The sequence below is a fragment of the Allosphingosinicella sp. genome (assembly GCF_035626655.1).
Classification (GTDB): domain Bacteria; phylum Pseudomonadota; class Alphaproteobacteria; order Sphingomonadales; family Sphingomonadaceae; genus Allosphingosinicella.
Genome location: NZ_DASPNF010000001.1, coordinates 14010 through 28951, shown reverse-complemented (window position 1 = coordinate 28951; position 14942 = coordinate 14010). Strand labels below are relative to the sequence as shown.

Below are 14942 nucleotides of genomic sequence, written 5' to 3'. Positions count from 1 at the left end.
GTCGTTGCGAGCGGAGCGAAGCAAGCCAGCGGACGGGAGGCGAGCTGGATTGCTTCGTCGCTCTGCTCCTCGCAATGACGACATTCTAGTGGAAATTGCGTGACCTGATGCGCAAGCCGCCGTCGCGGCCGGCGAGGATTGCCTCACGCTCCGGCGGGTCGCGCGGGTCGCGGCCGCCGCCGCGGGCGCCGTCGCCCGGCCCGGTGCGGTGCGGGAAGTCCCGGTCGCCGACCGTGGTGAGCAGGGGCGTCAGATCCTCGATCTGTTCGCTGACGACGTGGATGACCTTGCCCTCCTTCTGCAGCTTGCCATGCACCGCGATCATCGCGGAGGCGAGGATGATCGGGCGGTGCGCCTCGAAGATGCGCTGCCAGGCGATCGCATTGGCGATGCCGGTCTCGTCCTCCAGGGTGATGAAGGTGACATTGCCCTTGCCGGGGCGCTGGCGGACCAGGACGATGCCGGCGACCTTCACCCTGGCGCCGTCCTTCAGGTCCTTCAGCGCGCCGCAGGGGATGAGCCCCCGGCGATCCAGCTCCGCACGGAGGAAGCTGACCGGATGGTCGCGCAGCGAAAGCTGGACGGCGCGATAATCCTCCACCACCTCGCGGCCCGCGGTCAGCGGCGTCAGCTGCACCTCGGGCTCCTGCCCGCGCGCGTCGGCGAAGGCGAAGAGCGGCAGCGGCTTGCCGCCGCCAAGGCCGCGAATCTTCCAGAGCGCCTGCCGCCGGTCGAGCCCGAGCGTCTGGAAGGCGTCGGCATCGGCAAGCTTCTCCAGCGCCGCCGCCGGCACGCCCGAGCGCGTCCAGACGTCGTCGATCGAGGTGAAGGGCGCGTCCATGGCGGCGGCGGCAATCTGGGCACCATGCTCATTGGCGAGGCCCTTTACCTGGCGCAGGCCGAGGCGGAGCGGGAGATATTTCCCCTCCCCTTTCTCTTCCAGCGTGCAATCCCAGCGGCTGGCATTCACGCAGACCGGCCGCACCTCGACGCCGTGCTCGCGCGCGTCGCGGACCAACTGGGCGGGCGCGTAGAAGCCCATGGGCTGGGCGTTGAGCAGGGCCGCGCAGAAAATCTCCGGATGGTAGCATTTCATCCAGGATGAGGCGTAGGCGATCTTCGCGAAGCTGGCGGCGTGGCTCTCGGGGAAGCCGTAGCTGCCGAAGCCCTCGATCTGCTTGAAGGTACGTTCGGCGAAGTCCTCGCTATAACCCTTGGCCAGCATGCCGCTGATCATCTCCTCGCGGAAATGGCTGACCCCTCCCGTCGTTTTGAAGGTCGCCATCGAACGCCTGAGGGCATCGGCCCGGGAGGGCGTGAAGCCGGCGCCGACGATCGCCACCTTCATCGCCTGCTCCTGAAAGAGCGGCACGCCCCGGGTCTTCTCCAGCACCTCACGCAACTCTTCCGACGGATATTCCTCCGCCTCCTTGCCTTCGCGCCGGCGCAGATAGGGATGGACCATATTGCCCTGGATCGGCCCGGGCCGGACGATCGCGACCTGGATGACGATGTCGTAGAAGATACTGGGGCGAAGCCGAGGCAGCATCGACATCTGCGCGCGGCTTTCGATCTGGAAGGTGCCGATCGTGTCCGCCTCGCACAGCATGTCGAAGACGACGGGATCCTCTTCCTGCATCTCGGGCGAGGAAAGGGTCAGAAGCTGGCCCTTATGCGCGGCCAGCAGATCGAAGGCGCGGCGCATGCAGCCGAGCATGCCGAGGCCCAGCACGTCGAGCTTCATGATCTTCAGCTCTTCCAGATCGTCCTTCTCCCATTCGATGACCCAGCGTTCGTCCATCGTCGCCGGCTCGATCGGCACGAGGTCGTCGAGCCGGTCGCGGGTGAGGACGAAGCCGCCCGGATGCTGGGAAAGATGGCGCGGCGTGCCGAGCAGCTGCCGGCTGAGCTCCAGCGTCAGCGCGAGCCGCGGATCGTCCTTGTCGAGGCCGAGCTGGGCGACGTGGCGCTCGGCGACGCCGTCATTGGACCAGCCCCAGACCTGCCCCGACAGGGTCGAGGTCACATCCTCGGACAGGCCCAGCGCCTTGCCCACCTCCCGGACCGCGCTCCGCGTCCGGTAGCGGATCACCACCGCGGTCAGCGCGGCATGCTGATGTCCGTAGGTGTCGTAGATCCACTGGATCACCTCCTCGCGCCGCTCATGCTCGAAATCGACGTCGATGTCGGGCGGCTCGTCCCGGTCGTCGGAGAGGAAGCGCTCGAACAGCAATTTGTGCTTCACCGGATCGATCGAGGTGATTCCGAGCACGAAGCAGATCATCGAATTGGCGGCCGAGCCCCGCCCCTGGCAGAGAATGTTCTGGCTGCGCGCGAACTGGACGACCGAATGGACGGTCAGGAAATAGGGCGCATAGCCCCAGCTCGCGACCTGTTTCAGCTCATGCTCCAGCAGATCGGCCTGGGCCTGGCCGACGCCTTCCGGAAATCGCTCGATGATGGCGGCCCGGGTCAGCCGCTCCAGCGCCTCCTGCGGCGTCCGCCCCGTCATCACGATCTCGTCCGGATATTGATAGCTCAATTCCCGCATTGAGAAGGTGCAGCGCTCGGCTATGTCCGCCGTCGCCCGCACCGCATCGGGGAAATGTTTGAACCGCCGCTCCATCTCCTTGGGGCTTTTCAGATAACGGTCCGCGAAATGCTCGCGGCGGAAGCCCAGCTCGTCGATGGTGCAATGCTCGCGGATCGCGGTGACGACGTCCTGCAGCATGCGCTTGTCGGGGCTGTCGTAGAGCACGTCACCGGTGGCGAGGCCGCGGACGCCGAAGCGGCGGGCGAGCTCGTTGAGCGCGTGCAGGCGCTTCAGCTCGCCGGGCCGCCGCCTGTGGGTCAGCGCCAGATGGGCACGGTCGCCGAACACGTCCGCCAGCTGGGCCAGCGCGATCTCGGTCACCCGCCCCGCCTCGTCGGGGAGCAGGGCCGCGATCAAGCCCCTGTTCCAGGCCTCGACATCCTCCCAGTGGAGAAAGCATTGCCCCTTCTCGCCCTTCTTCCGGTCGACGCGGCCCTTGCCGGCGCTGAGCAAGCGCGTCAGCCGCGACCAGGCGGCACGGTCCTCGGGCCAGACCAGCAAGGAAGAGCCGTCCATCAGGTCGAGCCGGCAGCCGGCGACGAGGCGCACGCCGGTCGCGCGTTCGGCCCTCAGCGCCTTGACCAGCCCGCCGACCGTGTTGCGGTCGGTGATGCCGAGCGCCGGATAGCCGAGCGCCGCCGCAGCGCCGAACAGCTCCTCTGCGCTGGAGACGCCGCGCAGGAAGCTGAAATGGCTCGCCACCTGGAGCTCGACATAAATGGTGTCAGGACGGCTCATGCGAACAGCCCGTGCATGTGCCAGCCGAGGTCGCCGGTCGCCGGATCCTCGCCGTCGCCCCTGCGGAACAGCCAGAAGCGGGCGCCACTCTCGTCCTCGACCTGGAAATAGTCGCGGACCGCGGCCTGCTCGCGTTCGTGCCGCCACCATTCGCCGTAGAGGCGCTCAGGCCCGTCGGCGGCGGCGACCTCGTAGCGCCGGCCACGCCAGACGAAGCGGCGCGGCGGCCCGTCGGGCAGCGGGGCCATGACCTTGTCGACCGGCTCCGGGGGATGCAGCAGGCGGACCGGGCGCGGCCAGTGCGGCCAGCTTTCCGGCGCGTCCAGCGGCCCGACGGCGCGGACGCTGCGTTCGGGCAGGTCGCTCTCCACTGCTCCCAGCCGGTGCACCCGCCTTGTGCCGAGCCGGGCGGCGAGGCGGTCGACCAGGGTGGCGAGATCGGGCGCCGGCCGCTGCCCCGCCAGCTCGCCCTCGATCGGCTGCGCCGCCAGCGGCTCGACGCGCGCGGCGACGAGACGCAGCCGCTCGATGCCGAAGCCGGGCTCGATCGTCTCGATCTTCGCGCACAGCAATTTGTGGAGATGCGCCCCGTCCCGCGTCGCCCGCGCCAGGCTGACGAGGACCGGCTGCACCGCATTGTCGACCCGTTCGCAGAGCAGGACGAGCCGGCGGACGCCGAGCCCGGCCTCGGTCAGCAAGGGCACCAGCCGGCGCACCGCCTCCCCGCTCGCCTCGGCGATCGCCTCCGCGCTGGCGATCGGCTCGAGGAAGCGGAGCAGCACGGCGGGCGGCTCCTCCGGCACGATCGGCTCGAACGGCTCGGGCGCGCGGCCCAGCGCCTGGTCGAGCCGCAGCAGCAGGGTCTCGCCGAACCGGCGCTGCAGCGGCGCGCGGGGCATGGCGACGAGCTCGCCGATCCGCTCCAGCCCCAGCCGGTGGGCGGCGGACAGCACCTCCTCTTCCAGGCGAAGCGCCGCGAGCGGCATCGGCGCCAGCAGATCCGCCTCGCTGCCCTCGGGACAGAGCAGCAATGGCCGGCCGCCGAACCGCGCCAGCGCATGCGCCGCGCCCAGGCTGCCGGCGACGGCGATCCGCGCGGTGAAGCCGAGCCGTCGGCAGAAAGCGAGGATCCGGCGGCACAACACCTCCTCCCCGCCGAAGAGATGGGCGACGCCGGTCAGATCGAGCCAGAGCCCGTCCGGGCCCGAGACCGCGGCGCGCGGCGTCCAGCGGCGGGCGGCGAACAGGCCGAGCCGGTCCAGCCAGGCGGCGTCCCCGCCCCGGTCGGCCGGGCGCACGTCGAGCCCGCGCACCAGCACGCGCGCCTTGGCGAGCGTCATGCCGGGGACGATGCCGAGCGCGCGCGCCTCCGGGCAGGCGGCGGCGATCAGGTCGCGATTGCCGCTGCGCTCCCAGGTGACCAGCGCATGCTTCGCGATGCGCAGCGCCCGCGTCCGCACCACCGCTTCCCGCGCCCAGCGCGCCCCGGGGCGCCAGTGGCCGGGCTTTATGCCTTTTCCCTCCTGGTGCGGAGGCGGGGGGACAAGCTGATCCGGCTGGGCGGTGGAAAGGGGAGGCGCGGCTTTCGCCTCACGCCGCCCGCCTCTCCGCTCCGCTCTGGCGATCCGCTCCATCGCCAGCTGCGGCAGGAAGAGCGAAGCAAGCCTCGGCATCGGGAGCCTCCAAAAGCCATTCGTAAGAGGGACCGCCGCGCTGACGGACGAGCCCGACCCGCCAGCGCGGCCGGCCGAGCCCCTCCGACGGATCGATCCCGAACGGCAAAGGCGAGGACGGCGCGCAGCGGATCCGCCAGCGCGTGCAGGCGGCGGAGGGCGCGGCGAGCGGTTCGGCGTCCGCCCGGCGCCAGCGGCGCAGCAGGAAAGCGGGGGTGCCGCCCTCCTCGGCGGCGAGCTGCAGGCGGCGGGTCGCGGCCATGTCGGCGCGCTTCACCTCGCCGATCACGGCGGCGAGGCTGCCGTGGCGCACGCCTTCCTCCATTACCGCGAGCAATTCCGCATCGTCGCGGCACTGCGCGCAGAGCAGGCGGTCCGGGGTCAGGCCGGCCTGCGCGAGGCCCGGCGCGAACAGATCGTGCCGCACCATTGCCCAGAGCACCTGACCCTTTTGTCCCCCGGTCCGGGAGAAGCGCGCGGCCAGCGCGGCGAGGAAGAGCGTGGCGGCGGCATCGTCGCCGGCGGAAAGGCTGGCGGCGGCGGCCTCGTGCAGCGCCGGGTTAAGCCCCCCGGCCGCGAGCCGGCCGTCCACCGCCCGCAGCCCGAACGGCACCGCCGGCCGGGCTGCGGCCGGGGCGGCGCTGCGCTCGATGGCGCGAATCTCGGCGCGCAGGGCGTCGAGGGAGGAAGGCGAAGCGGCCATGCGACTCGGACTCTTGTGTTCACTTTATGTTCCGCTTCTGCTTCGCCAGAGTCAAGCGCACCGGCCTTCAGCGGCCGTGCAGCCGCATCCTGACCCCGCGCGTGCCGAGGCCCGCGCTGTCGTAGACGATCGCGACCTCCGCCAGCGACCGGTCTCCCCCGGGCAAAGGGATGTCGCCGCTGCACCTCTGGTTGGGCACGACGCCGCGGATCTGGAAGGTCTCGCTGCCCCCTTCGCGGTAGCGCACGTCCACCTGCCGGAAATTCACCCCCTGGCGCTGGACGCAGACGCGCATCGAGATGAAGCGGCGGTCGCTCGTCACCGGGATGACCAGCCGGTCGCCGCCCGAGGCATGCACGTCCCGCTGGCCGATCACCCACCACGGATATTCCGCCCGGGCAGGCGCCGCCGCCAGCCCTGCAAGGATGGATATTGCCAACAAACTCATTCGCATGGCCGTCCCCCTTTGCCCTTTCATGCCACAATTCCTGCCCTGCGCCAAAGAGGCTCCGGCTCGACATTCCCGCCGCTCCCGCCCACAAGGCGCGCATGCAGTTCCTTCGTACCGCCGGCCTCGCTCTTCTCCTCCTCGCCGCCGCCCCCCTGCCGGCCCAGCCGCCCGCACCGGCCGCGCAGGCTTCGGGCGACGCCGACTGGCTCTATCGCGGCAGCGACATCCCCCGCGATCCGGCCTGGCGATTCGGCACCCTGCCCAACGGCATGCACTATGCGGTGCGCCGCAATGCCCTCCCCGCCGGCCAGGTCTCGATCCGCATCCGGATCGACGCCGGCTCGCTGCACGAGGCCGACAACGAGCGCGGCTGGGCGCATTTCCTCGAGCATATGCTGTTCCGCGGCACCCAGAATTATCCGGACCGGCGCGCGCGGGAGATCTGGCAGCAGCTGGGCGCAAGCTTCGGCTCCGACACCAATGCGCGCACCGACGCCACCAACACCGTCTATGTCCTGAACCTGCCGCACGCCGCGCGGGCGCCGCTGGACACCAGCCTTACCGTGCTCGCCGAAATGATGAGCCAGGCCCGGATCGAGCCGGCCGCCGTGGATGCCGAGCGGCCCGTCGTCCTCGCCGAGAAACGGCGGCGGCCCGAGATCAGCGTGCGGATCAACGAAATCAGCCAGCGTCTCTTCTATGCCGGCCTGCTTTACGGGCAGCGCGACACGATCGGCACGGACGAGACGCTGAACGGCGCCAATGCCGCGGGCCTGCGCGCCTTCTATCGCCGCTGGTACCGGCCCGAGCGGACGACCGTCATCATGGTCGGCGACGCCGACCCGGCGATGATGGAGGAGCTGATCCGCGCCCGCTTCGGCGGCTGGCGGGCCGAGGGCCCGGCGCCTGCCGAACCCGATTACGGCCGCATCGCCGAGGTCCCGCAGCCGGTCGCCAATCTCGCCTATCCGGGCTCGCCGACGGCGGTGAACCTGATCTGGCTGCGGCCATGGGAGCGGCTGCCGCATACAAGGGCGCGGGAGGAATTGTTCCTCGCCGAGGCGCTGGCGCAGCAGATCATCAACCGCCGGCTGGAAGCGCATGCGCGCGGCGAATCCGCCTTTGTCGGCGGCGCCGTCGACACGACGCGCGCGCGCAGCATCGCCAACACCACGTCCATGTCTCTCTTCGCCCGCGACGGCAACTGGCGCGGGGCGCTCGGCGAGGCCTATGCGATCATCGGCGACGCCCTGCGCGCCCCGCCGAGCGTTGCCGAGATCCAGCGCGAGCTCAGCAATATCCGCACCGCCGCCGACGGCGCCGTGCAGGCGGAGCCGACCGTCCAGTCCCAGGTCTGGGCCGAGCAGATGGTCAACGCCGTCGATAATCTGTCGGTTGTCGCCACCGCCCGGACGGTGCGCGACAATTTCGAGGCCAATGCCCGGCTGATGACTCCGCAGCGCGTCGGCCGGGCGATGCAGGACATGTTCACCGGTTCCGGCCCGCGCATGCTGATCGTCTCGCCCACGGCGATCGCCGGCGGCGAGACGGCGCTGGCCGAGGGGCTGGCCGCGGCCCGCGCGACCGCGCCGGCGCAGCGCGAGACGGAGACCAGGGTCACGTTCAACGATCTGCCCCGGCTCGGCACTCCGGGCCGCGTCGTCTCGCGGCAGCGGATCGAGGACATGGACGTGACCATCGTCCGCTTCGCCAACGGCACGACCCTGACCTTCAAGCATACCGAGTTCGAACGCGGCTCGGTCTCGGTGCAGCTGCGCTTCGGCGGCGGTGTCTCGGCGATCTCGCCGACCCGGCCCTCGCTCGGCTGGCTGGCCGGGCTGGTGGCGCCGTCCGGCCTCGCCAACCTCGATCTCAGCGGCATGGAGCGGCTGCTGACCGGGCGGCGCATCGGCCTCTCCTTCGGGATCGACGAAAATGCCTTCGCGCTCGGCGGCGCCACCAACGCCGCCGACCTGCAGGACCAGCTCCGCTTCCTCGCCACCAAATTGGTCAGGCCGCGCTGGGACGCGACCCTGCTGCAGCGCTTCCGCACGGCGGCGGTCGAGAGCTTCGACCTCAACGCCGCCTCCGCCTCCGCCCGGGCCGGGCGCGAGCTGGGCGGCGTCATCCGCCCCAACGACCAGCGCTGGCGGCCGATCGAGAAGGCCGAGATGCAGGCCGTGACCGTGGAGCAGTTCCGCGACTTCTATGCTCCCTATCTCGCCCAGGGCCCGGTCAATGCGATCATCGTCGGCGACGTCGAGCTGGACGCCGCGATCGAGGCGGTGCGGCGGACGCTCGGCGCCCTGCCGCGCCGGCCGGCGGCAACGGCCGCGCCCGGCGCCGCCGCTTTGAGCCCGCCGGCACCGAATCCGGAGCCCCGGCGCTTCACCCATCAGGGCGATCCCGACCAGGCCTATGCCATGATCGGCTGGTCGACGATCGGCGGCGCCGAGAATATCCGGCCGCGCCGCGCGCTCGCTCTCGCCGCGAACATGTTCGAGACCCGGCTGTTCGACCGCCTTCGGGAGCAGGAGGGCGCCACGTATGCGCCCGACGCCTCGCACCTCGCCGCCGACAGCTTCCGCGACTGGGGCGTCTTCTACGCCGCGGCCGAGATCCGTCCCGCCTCGGTCGACACCTTCTTCCGGATCGCGCGGGAGATCGTTGCCGATCTGGCCGCCCATCCGGTGCAGCCGGACGAGTTCGAGCGCGCGCTCAATCCGATCCTGTCCGGCATCGAGCGGCGCGTCGCCACCAACGGCTACTGGGTCGACGCGCTCGAGGACTGGGACCGCGACCCGCGTGCAATCGAGAATGTGCGTTCCTATCTTGCCGATTATCGGGCGTTGACGCCGGAGGATGTCCGCCGCGCGGTCGCCACCTATGTCACCGACCAGGGAGACTGGTCGATGCTGGTGCTTCCCGCTAGAGCAACCGCCGCGGCAGCCGCTGCAAGAGACGGAAATGGCAACAACCAATAGCGCCGTTTCGATCGCCGACACGCCGCCGCCCGGCCGGCGCAAGCGCGGCTGGAACCCGCTGCGCTTCCGCGAGCAGCCCTTTTTCGAGGACAAGAACCGGGCCTTCTGGGTCCTCCAGTCGGTCGGCTGGGCAGGCTATTTCTTCCTGCGCACCCTCTCGAACATCGCCAATGAGAAGATCGCCTCCTACGTTATCCACAATGCGCTGCTGACCGCGGCGGGCTATTCGATCACCCTGCTCATGGCCTCCGCCTACCGGCGGCTGATCAAGATGCGGCCGCTCTACACCTGGGTCGGCTCGATCCTGATCGTCGCGCTCGGCGCGGCGATCTTCTCGGCGATCGAGACCTGGAGCATCGCCACCTTCGTCGATCCGCGGGTCCGGCCGGAAGGGCTTCGCTTCTTCGGCGCGATCCTCTTCACCCTCTCGCTGCTGATCGCCTGGTCCGCCCTCTATTATTCGATCAACTTCTTCATCCTGCTCGAGGAGCAGTCGGACCGACTGCTGCGCCTTGAAAGCCAGGCCTCGAACGCCCAGCTCGCCATGCTTCGCTACCAGCTCAATCCGCACTTCCTGTTCAACACGTTGAATTCCATCTCCACCCTCGTCCTCCTGAAGCAGACCGACCGGGCCAATGCGATGCTGTCGCGGCTCTCCTCCTTCCTGCGCTACACGCTGGTCAACGAGAGCACCGGCACGGTCAGCCTCGCCCAGGAGGTCGAGACGCTGAAGCTCTATCTCGAGATCGAGAAGATGCGCTTCGAGGAGCGGCTGCGGCCGCATTTCCACATCGACAAGCAGGTGATGGACGCGCAGCTCCCGTCGCTGCTGCTGCAGCCGCTGATCGAGAACGGCATCAAATATGCGGTGACGCCGCAGGAGGAGGGCGCCGACATCTCGGTCGAGGCCCGGCTGCAGGGCGACAGGGTGATCATCACCGTCTCGGACACGGGCCCGGGGGCCGACGCGCTCTATAATGTGCGTGCCGCGCAGTCGACCGGCGTCGGTCTGGCGAACATTCGGGACCGTCTGGCGCAGGCCTATGGCGACAACCACCGCTTCGAGACACAATCGGATATCACTGGGGGCTTCCGCGTTTTCATCGATATTCCCTACCAGACCGAGGACCCGAAATGACCATACGCACCATCCTGGTCGACGACGAACCGCTCGCCATCCAGGGGCTGCAACTCCGCCTCCAGGCCCATGAGGACGTCGAGATCATCGACACCTGCTCCAACGGCCGCGAGGCGATCCGCTCGATCAAGACCCATAAGCCCGATCTGGTCTTCCTCGACATCCAGATGCCGGGCTTCGACGGTTTCTCGGTGATCCAGGGCCTGATGGAGGTGGAGCCGCCGCTCTTCGTGTTCGTCACCGCCTATTCGGACCATGCGCTGCGCGCCTTCGAGGCGGATGCAGTCGACTATCTGATGAAGCCGGTGGACGAGGCCCGCCTCGCCGACACTCTGGATCGCGTCCGCGGCCGACTGGCCGAGAAGCGCGGCGTCGAGGAAGCGACGGCGCTGAAGGAGGCTTTGGCCGAGGTCGCGCCGGAGACGGCCGAGACGGTGATGGCCGAGGCGGCCGATCCCGAATCCCACGCCACCAATCGCTACGAGAAGCTCATCAACATCAAGGACCGCGGCCAGATCTTCCGCGTCGACGTCGACAGCATCGAGAAGATCGACGCGGCCGGCGACTATATGTGCATCTATACCGGCGACAACACTTTGATCCTGCGCGAGACGATGAAGGACCTCGCCAAGCGCCTCGATCCGCGCCGCTTCCAGCGCGTGCACCGCTCGACCATCGTCAACATGGACCAGGTCCGGCAGGTGAAGCCGCACACCAATGGCGAGTGCTTCCTCGTCCTCGACAGCGGCGCCCAGGTGAAGGTCTCCCGCTCCTATCGCGAGGTCGTTGCGCGCTTCGTCCACTGACGATTGTTGACAGCAAGTTTCGGGAGGACGGCGCCCCGGCCTCTCGTTAAGGGTGCGGCATGACCAGCCAGTCCGACAAATATCGCGCTTTCGCCGCGCTGCACGTGCCCGGCGATCCCGTCATCCTGTTCAACGCCTGGGACGCGGGCAGCGCCAGGGTCGTTGCCGAGGCCGGCGCCGGGGCGATCGCCACCGGCAGCGCCTCGGTGGCGGGCGCGCAGGGCTTCAGCGACGCCGAGGCGCTCCCGCTCGGCCTCGCCCTCGCCAATGCAGCGCGGGTGGTGGAGGCGGTGGACCTGCCCGTGACGATCGACTTCGAGGGCGGCTATGCAGTGGAGCCCGAAGGCGTCGCCGCGAACATGGCGCGTCTCGCCGCGACCGGCGCGATCGGCTGCAATTTCGAGGACCAGGTGGTCGGCGGCGAAGGCATCTATGAGATTGTCGAGCAGGCTGGGCGCCTCGCCGCGGCCCGGAAAGCGGTGGGTGCGGACTTCTTCATCAATGCGCGCACCGACCTTTTCCTGAAGGCGAAGTCGGACACGCATGATGCGGCGATGGTCGATGCCGCGCTGGAGCGGGCGCGGGCCTATGCCGATGTCGGGGCCAGCGGCTTCTTCGTGCCCCTGCTCGCCGATCTGGCGCTGCTCGAGCGCATCTGCGCGGCCTCGCCGCTGCCGGTGAACTTCATGGCCTTTCCGGGCGCGCCCTCCGCGAAGGAGGTGGCGGCAACCGGCGTGGCCCGGATCAGCCACGGCCCCTTCCCCTGGAAGCTCGCCATGGCGGCGCTCAAGGAGGCCGCCGCCAGGGAATATGGCCGCTAGGCTTTGCTGACGCCTATGCCCCGGCCATAGACCATCTCGCCGCCGCACCAGGCGCCGGCAAGCATCAGCGCCGCAGTGCCCAGGCCGGCGGCAATCGCCCACCAGGGCGCCGGGACGACGACGTGCCGGTCCGCACCGATCCGGCCGAGCAGGCTCACGACAGCGACCGTGAGGGCGCCGCCCATCAGCAAGGCATGGGCGTTGACCAGGCGCGGGGCGACAGCATGGGCCCGGCCATAGTCCATCGCCCCTGCCGTCGCGGCGAGCAGGCCCCAGCCCGTGCCGACGGCCAGAAGCAACGCCGACACCGTCCAGAACAGCGTCCAGCCCGTCCCCAGCGCCGCGCCATCGCTGAGCGGGGCGAGCAGCCAGCAGGCGACCGGGACGTGGACGAGCATCGGGTGCAGCGGATGGCGCATCGACTCAGATGATCCCGAAGACCGAACCGCAGAGGGTCAGGAAGCCGGCCACGGCGCCGAGCGCATGGACCGCCGCCATCGGTTTCGGCGGGACCTGCTGCCGCAGCTGGAAGCTCAGCAGGGCGAAGCCGCCGAGCGCGGCGACCAGCAGCAGCAAAGCCGCGACGATCACCGCGGTGGGCGCAGGGCCGGCCACGAAGGCGGCGTAGAGCAGGATGAGCAGGCCCGAGGCGGCGAACAGGCCGTGCAGGATCACGGGCGGCCAGCCCGGCAGGCTCGCGGCGAAGACTTTCGAGATCAGGTAGAGGCCGAACAGGGCGGCCAAAGCGAACAGGATGACGGAATAGATCAGCATATGATTTTCCTCCCTTGCCCCGCCATGCTGGAACGGGCGCGACACTTTGTAAAGTTTTTTCTGTTAAAACTTTTTCAAGTGTCGCTTGCACAAGCCAGGCGCCACCCTAAAAAGGTTGCATGACCATGGATGTGATCGGGTCGCGGCGGCAGGGCATCCTCCGCCTGCTGCTGGAGCAGAAGGACGGGCTGAGCGTCGACCAGCTCGCCGCCCGGCTCGGGATCACGCGCACCGCCGTCCGCGAGCATCTGGCCGGGCTGGAGCGGGACCGGCTCGTCGCCATGGCCCCGACGCGGCCCTCCACCGGCGGACGGCCGAGCCGGCCCTATGTCCTCACCGAGCGCGGCCACGCCCTTTTCCCCAAACATTATGCATTGCTGGCCCGGCTGCTGATCGAGGACCTGGCCACACGCGGCGACGGCGAAGTCGGCGAGGCGCTGACGGCCATGGGCAACAGGCTGGCGGCGCGCATGAGGGGCGACGTGCAGGGGCAAACGATCGCCGAGCGCGGCGAGTCGGTGGCCAGGCTGATGAGCAGCCTCGGCTATGAAGCGGCGTTCCGCGAGGACGGCGAGCCGGTGATCGAGGCGCTGAACTGCGTCTATCACGACCTCGCCGCCGGCAATCCCTCGATCTGCGCGCTGGATATTGCCCTGGTCGGCGGCCTCGCCGACGCCGAGGTCGAGCATCGCAGCTGCATGGCGCGCGGCGACAATGCCTGCGCCTTCTGCCTGAAGCCGAAAGGGGCCGGACTGAACTCACCTAAGTCACCCTGAACTTGCTTCAGGGTCCAGGGCCGGGCCGCACGGATGTGTGCGGGTTTCCAGGGACCCGGTGCCCCATCCAGCCTGGACCCTGAAACGAGTTCAGGGTGACGCATGTGAAGTGGACTCTGCCTCGCCGGCGACCTAGCCTCCGCGCCCGATGGGCGGGCTCTTCCAAAGCTTCCCGGATGCCGAGACCGAGCGCGCCTTCCTGCGCGCCGAGCGGCTGGAGCGCGGGCAGGCGATCCGCGCCCTGATCGTGATCGCGATCGCGACCCTGATTTCCTACATCATCCTCAACCCGATGCATTTCCCGCGCGAAGGCGTGATCGCCTATACCCAGGCGGCGGGCGCCTTCATCGTCGCGATGCTCGGTTTTTTCTTCCTGACCCGCACCCAAATCTACCTGGAGAAGCCCTGGCTCGACCTGCCGGTCTTCGTGGTCATGGCCGCAGCGATGAAATGGCTCGCGCTCGTCCTGGCCGGCCTGCACCCCTATACGGGCTTCCCGCCGCACGTCATGGCGATGGTGCAGATGGCGATCATCGTCATCTTCGCCAGCGTCGGCTTCGCCGGCACCTTCCGGCTCTTCCTGCTCTGGGCGATCGTCCTGCTCGGCCTGTTCGGGCTCTGGATCATGACCCTGCCGGGCATCACCGACATCAGCCGGGTCTACACGCTCACCAATTTCTCGACTTTCTTCGTCTTCGCCCTCTACTTTAACTGGGACGTGGACCGGCGCGCCCGCAAGGTCTTCGCCGCCAACGCCGCGCTCGAGGCGGAACGGGCGAAGACCGAGGAATTGCTCTACAACGTGCTGCCGCAGGAGGTGGCGGCGCGGCTCAGGGCCGGCGAGGCGGTGGCGGACAGCTTCTCCGACCTCACCGCGATCTTCGTCGACCTGGCCGGCTTCTCGACCATCGCCAAGAGGCTCTCGCCCGGCCATCTCGTGAAGATGCTGAACACCTTCTTCTCCGCGGCGGACCGCTGCGCCGAGCGGCACGGCATCGAGAAGGTGAAGACGATCGGCGACGCCTATCTGGCCGTGATCGGCGGCATGGCCTCGCACGGACAGGACAGCAAGGCGGCGATCCTGTTCGCCCGCGACCTCGTCGCGGACCTGGCGGCGATCGCGGCGGAGACCGGGCTGCCGCTGCAGGCGCGGATCGGCATCCATACCGGGCCGGCCGTCGGCGGCGTGATCGGCAGCTCCCGCCTCGCCTATGATTATTGGGGCGACACGATGAACATCGCCAGCCGGCTGCAGGGCGTCGCCCCGCTGGGCGGCGCGGCCGTCTCGGAAGCGACCTATTTCCAGACGCGGACGATCCAGGATTATGAGCGCCAGTCGGCCGTGCTCAAGGGGATTGGCGAGACCAATGTCTATGTCACGGTGTTCACCGGGACGCCGGACCCGGCGGAAGAGGCCTGAAATCACCCATCCGGGCGATGGCCAGGTCCGGCCTCCCGGCCTATCGTCGGCCTGAAATCGGGAGG

Annotated in this window: 12 protein-coding genes; 6 read left to right on the top strand and 6 right to left on the bottom strand. The window is 69.2% G+C overall.

Annotated elements, in window-relative coordinates; all coding sequences use genetic code 11:
- Window positions 1-85: 85 nt before the first annotated feature.
- The 4 genes from VEC11_RS00145 to VEC11_RS00130 form a co-directional block, all read right to left on the bottom strand.
- Window positions 86-3331, bottom strand: coding sequence for an error-prone DNA polymerase (locus tag VEC11_RS00145; RefSeq protein WP_464127949.1), 3246 nt, complete (start codon window positions 3329-3331; stop codon window positions 86-88).
- Window positions 3328-4791 (bottom strand): DUF6504 family protein, encoded by a 1464-nt coding sequence (locus tag VEC11_RS00140; protein ID WP_464127947.1) that lies wholly within the window; start codon window positions 4789-4791, stop codon window positions 3328-3330. The genes VEC11_RS00145 and VEC11_RS00140 overlap by 4 nt, the downstream gene beginning before the upstream one ends.
- 130 nt (window positions 4792-4921) lie before the next feature.
- Window positions 4922-5707 carry an ImuA family protein gene (locus VEC11_RS00135; RefSeq protein WP_464127945.1) on the bottom strand — a complete coding sequence of 262 codons (786 nt, stop codon included), beginning with the start codon at window positions 5705-5707 and terminating at the stop codon, window positions 4922-4924.
- 67 nt (window positions 5708-5774) lie between these two features.
- Window positions 5775-6146 carry a hypothetical protein gene (locus tag VEC11_RS00130; protein ID WP_464127944.1) on the bottom strand — a complete coding sequence of 124 codons (372 nt, stop codon included), beginning with the start codon at window positions 6144-6146 and terminating at the stop codon, window positions 5775-5777.
- A gap of 110 nt (window positions 6147-6256) precedes the next feature.
- Between VEC11_RS00130 and VEC11_RS00125 the strand changes: the two genes are divergently transcribed.
- From VEC11_RS00125 to VEC11_RS00110, 4 genes are read left to right on the top strand one after another with little or no spacing between them, the layout of a single operon-like run.
- The gene (locus VEC11_RS00125; protein WP_464127942.1) at window positions 6257-9142 is read left to right on the top strand and encodes a M16 family metallopeptidase; all 2886 of its coding nucleotides are present in this window, start codon (window positions 6257-6259) and stop codon (window positions 9140-9142) included.
- Entirely contained in the window at window positions 9126-10280 is a 1155-nt protein-coding gene (locus VEC11_RS00120) for a sensor histidine kinase (protein WP_464127940.1), read from the top strand. Before VEC11_RS00125 ends, VEC11_RS00120 begins: the two co-directional genes overlap by 17 nt.
- The gene (locus tag VEC11_RS00115) at window positions 10277-11086 is read left to right on the top strand and encodes a LytR/AlgR family response regulator transcription factor (protein WP_464127938.1); all 810 of its coding nucleotides are present in this window, start codon (window positions 10277-10279) and stop codon (window positions 11084-11086) included. Before VEC11_RS00120 ends, VEC11_RS00115 begins: the two co-directional genes overlap by 4 nt.
- Before the next feature lie 59 nt (window positions 11087-11145).
- Window positions 11146-11907, top strand: coding sequence for an isocitrate lyase/PEP mutase family protein (locus VEC11_RS00110; RefSeq protein ID WP_464127937.1), 762 nt, complete (start codon window positions 11146-11148; stop codon window positions 11905-11907).
- Here VEC11_RS00110 and VEC11_RS00105 read toward each other — a convergent pair.
- Both VEC11_RS00105 and VEC11_RS00100 read right to left on the bottom strand, forming a co-directional pair.
- Window positions 11904-12326 (bottom strand): DUF2231 domain-containing protein, encoded by a 423-nt coding sequence (locus tag VEC11_RS00105; RefSeq protein ID WP_464127935.1) that lies wholly within the window; start codon window positions 12324-12326, stop codon window positions 11904-11906. The genes VEC11_RS00110 and VEC11_RS00105 overlap by 4 nt on opposite strands.
- 4 nt (window positions 12327-12330) lie before the next feature.
- Window positions 12331-12681, bottom strand: a complete 351-nt coding sequence (locus VEC11_RS00100; protein WP_464127933.1) for a hypothetical protein — start codon at window positions 12679-12681, stop codon at window positions 12331-12333.
- Window positions 12682-12800: 119 nt separating this feature from the next.
- Between VEC11_RS00100 and VEC11_RS00095 the strand changes: the two genes are divergently transcribed.
- Both VEC11_RS00095 and VEC11_RS00090 read left to right on the top strand, forming a co-directional pair.
- On the top strand, window positions 12801-13457 hold the full coding sequence (locus VEC11_RS00095; protein ID WP_464127931.1) for a helix-turn-helix transcriptional regulator: 657 nt from the start codon (window positions 12801-12803) through the stop codon (window positions 13455-13457).
- A gap of 148 nt (window positions 13458-13605) precedes the next feature.
- Complete coding sequence (locus VEC11_RS00090; RefSeq protein WP_464127929.1) at window positions 13606-14877, top strand: adenylate/guanylate cyclase domain-containing protein; 1272 nt, start codon at window positions 13606-13608, stop codon at window positions 14875-14877.
- Window positions 14878-14942 lie beyond the last annotated feature (65 nt).

Bases quoted from the DNA above. Each gene is read 5' to 3' on its own strand.
- VEC11_RS00145 (WP_464127949.1), bottom strand. From the start codon at position 3,331: ATGAGCCGTCCTGACACCATTTATGTCGAGCTCCAGGTGGCGAGCCAT.
- VEC11_RS00135 (WP_464127945.1), bottom strand. From the start codon at position 5,707: ATGGCCGCTTCGCCTTCCTCCCTCGACGCCCTGCGCGCCGAGATTCGC.
- VEC11_RS00125 (WP_464127942.1), top strand. From the start codon at position 6,257: ATGCAGTTCCTTCGTACCGCCGGCCTCGCTCTTCTCCTCCTCGCCGCC.
- VEC11_RS00120 (WP_464127940.1), top strand. From the start codon at position 9,126: ATGGCAACAACCAATAGCGCCGTTTCGATCGCCGACACGCCGCCGCCC.
- VEC11_RS00115 (WP_464127938.1), top strand. From the start codon at position 10,277: ATGACCATACGCACCATCCTGGTCGACGACGAACCGCTCGCCATCCAG.
- VEC11_RS00110 (WP_464127937.1), top strand. From the start codon at position 11,146: ATGACCAGCCAGTCCGACAAATATCGCGCTTTCGCCGCGCTGCACGTG.
- VEC11_RS00105 (WP_464127935.1), bottom strand. From the start codon at position 12,326: ATGCGCCATCCGCTGCACCCGATGCTCGTCCACGTCCCGGTCGCCTGC.
- VEC11_RS00100 (WP_464127933.1), bottom strand. From the start codon at position 12,681: ATGCTGATCTATTCCGTCATCCTGTTCGCTTTGGCCGCCCTGTTCGGC.
- VEC11_RS00095 (WP_464127931.1), top strand. From the start codon at position 12,801: ATGACCATGGATGTGATCGGGTCGCGGCGGCAGGGCATCCTCCGCCTG.
- VEC11_RS00090 (WP_464127929.1), top strand. From the start codon at position 13,606: ATGGGCGGGCTCTTCCAAAGCTTCCCGGATGCCGAGACCGAGCGCGCC.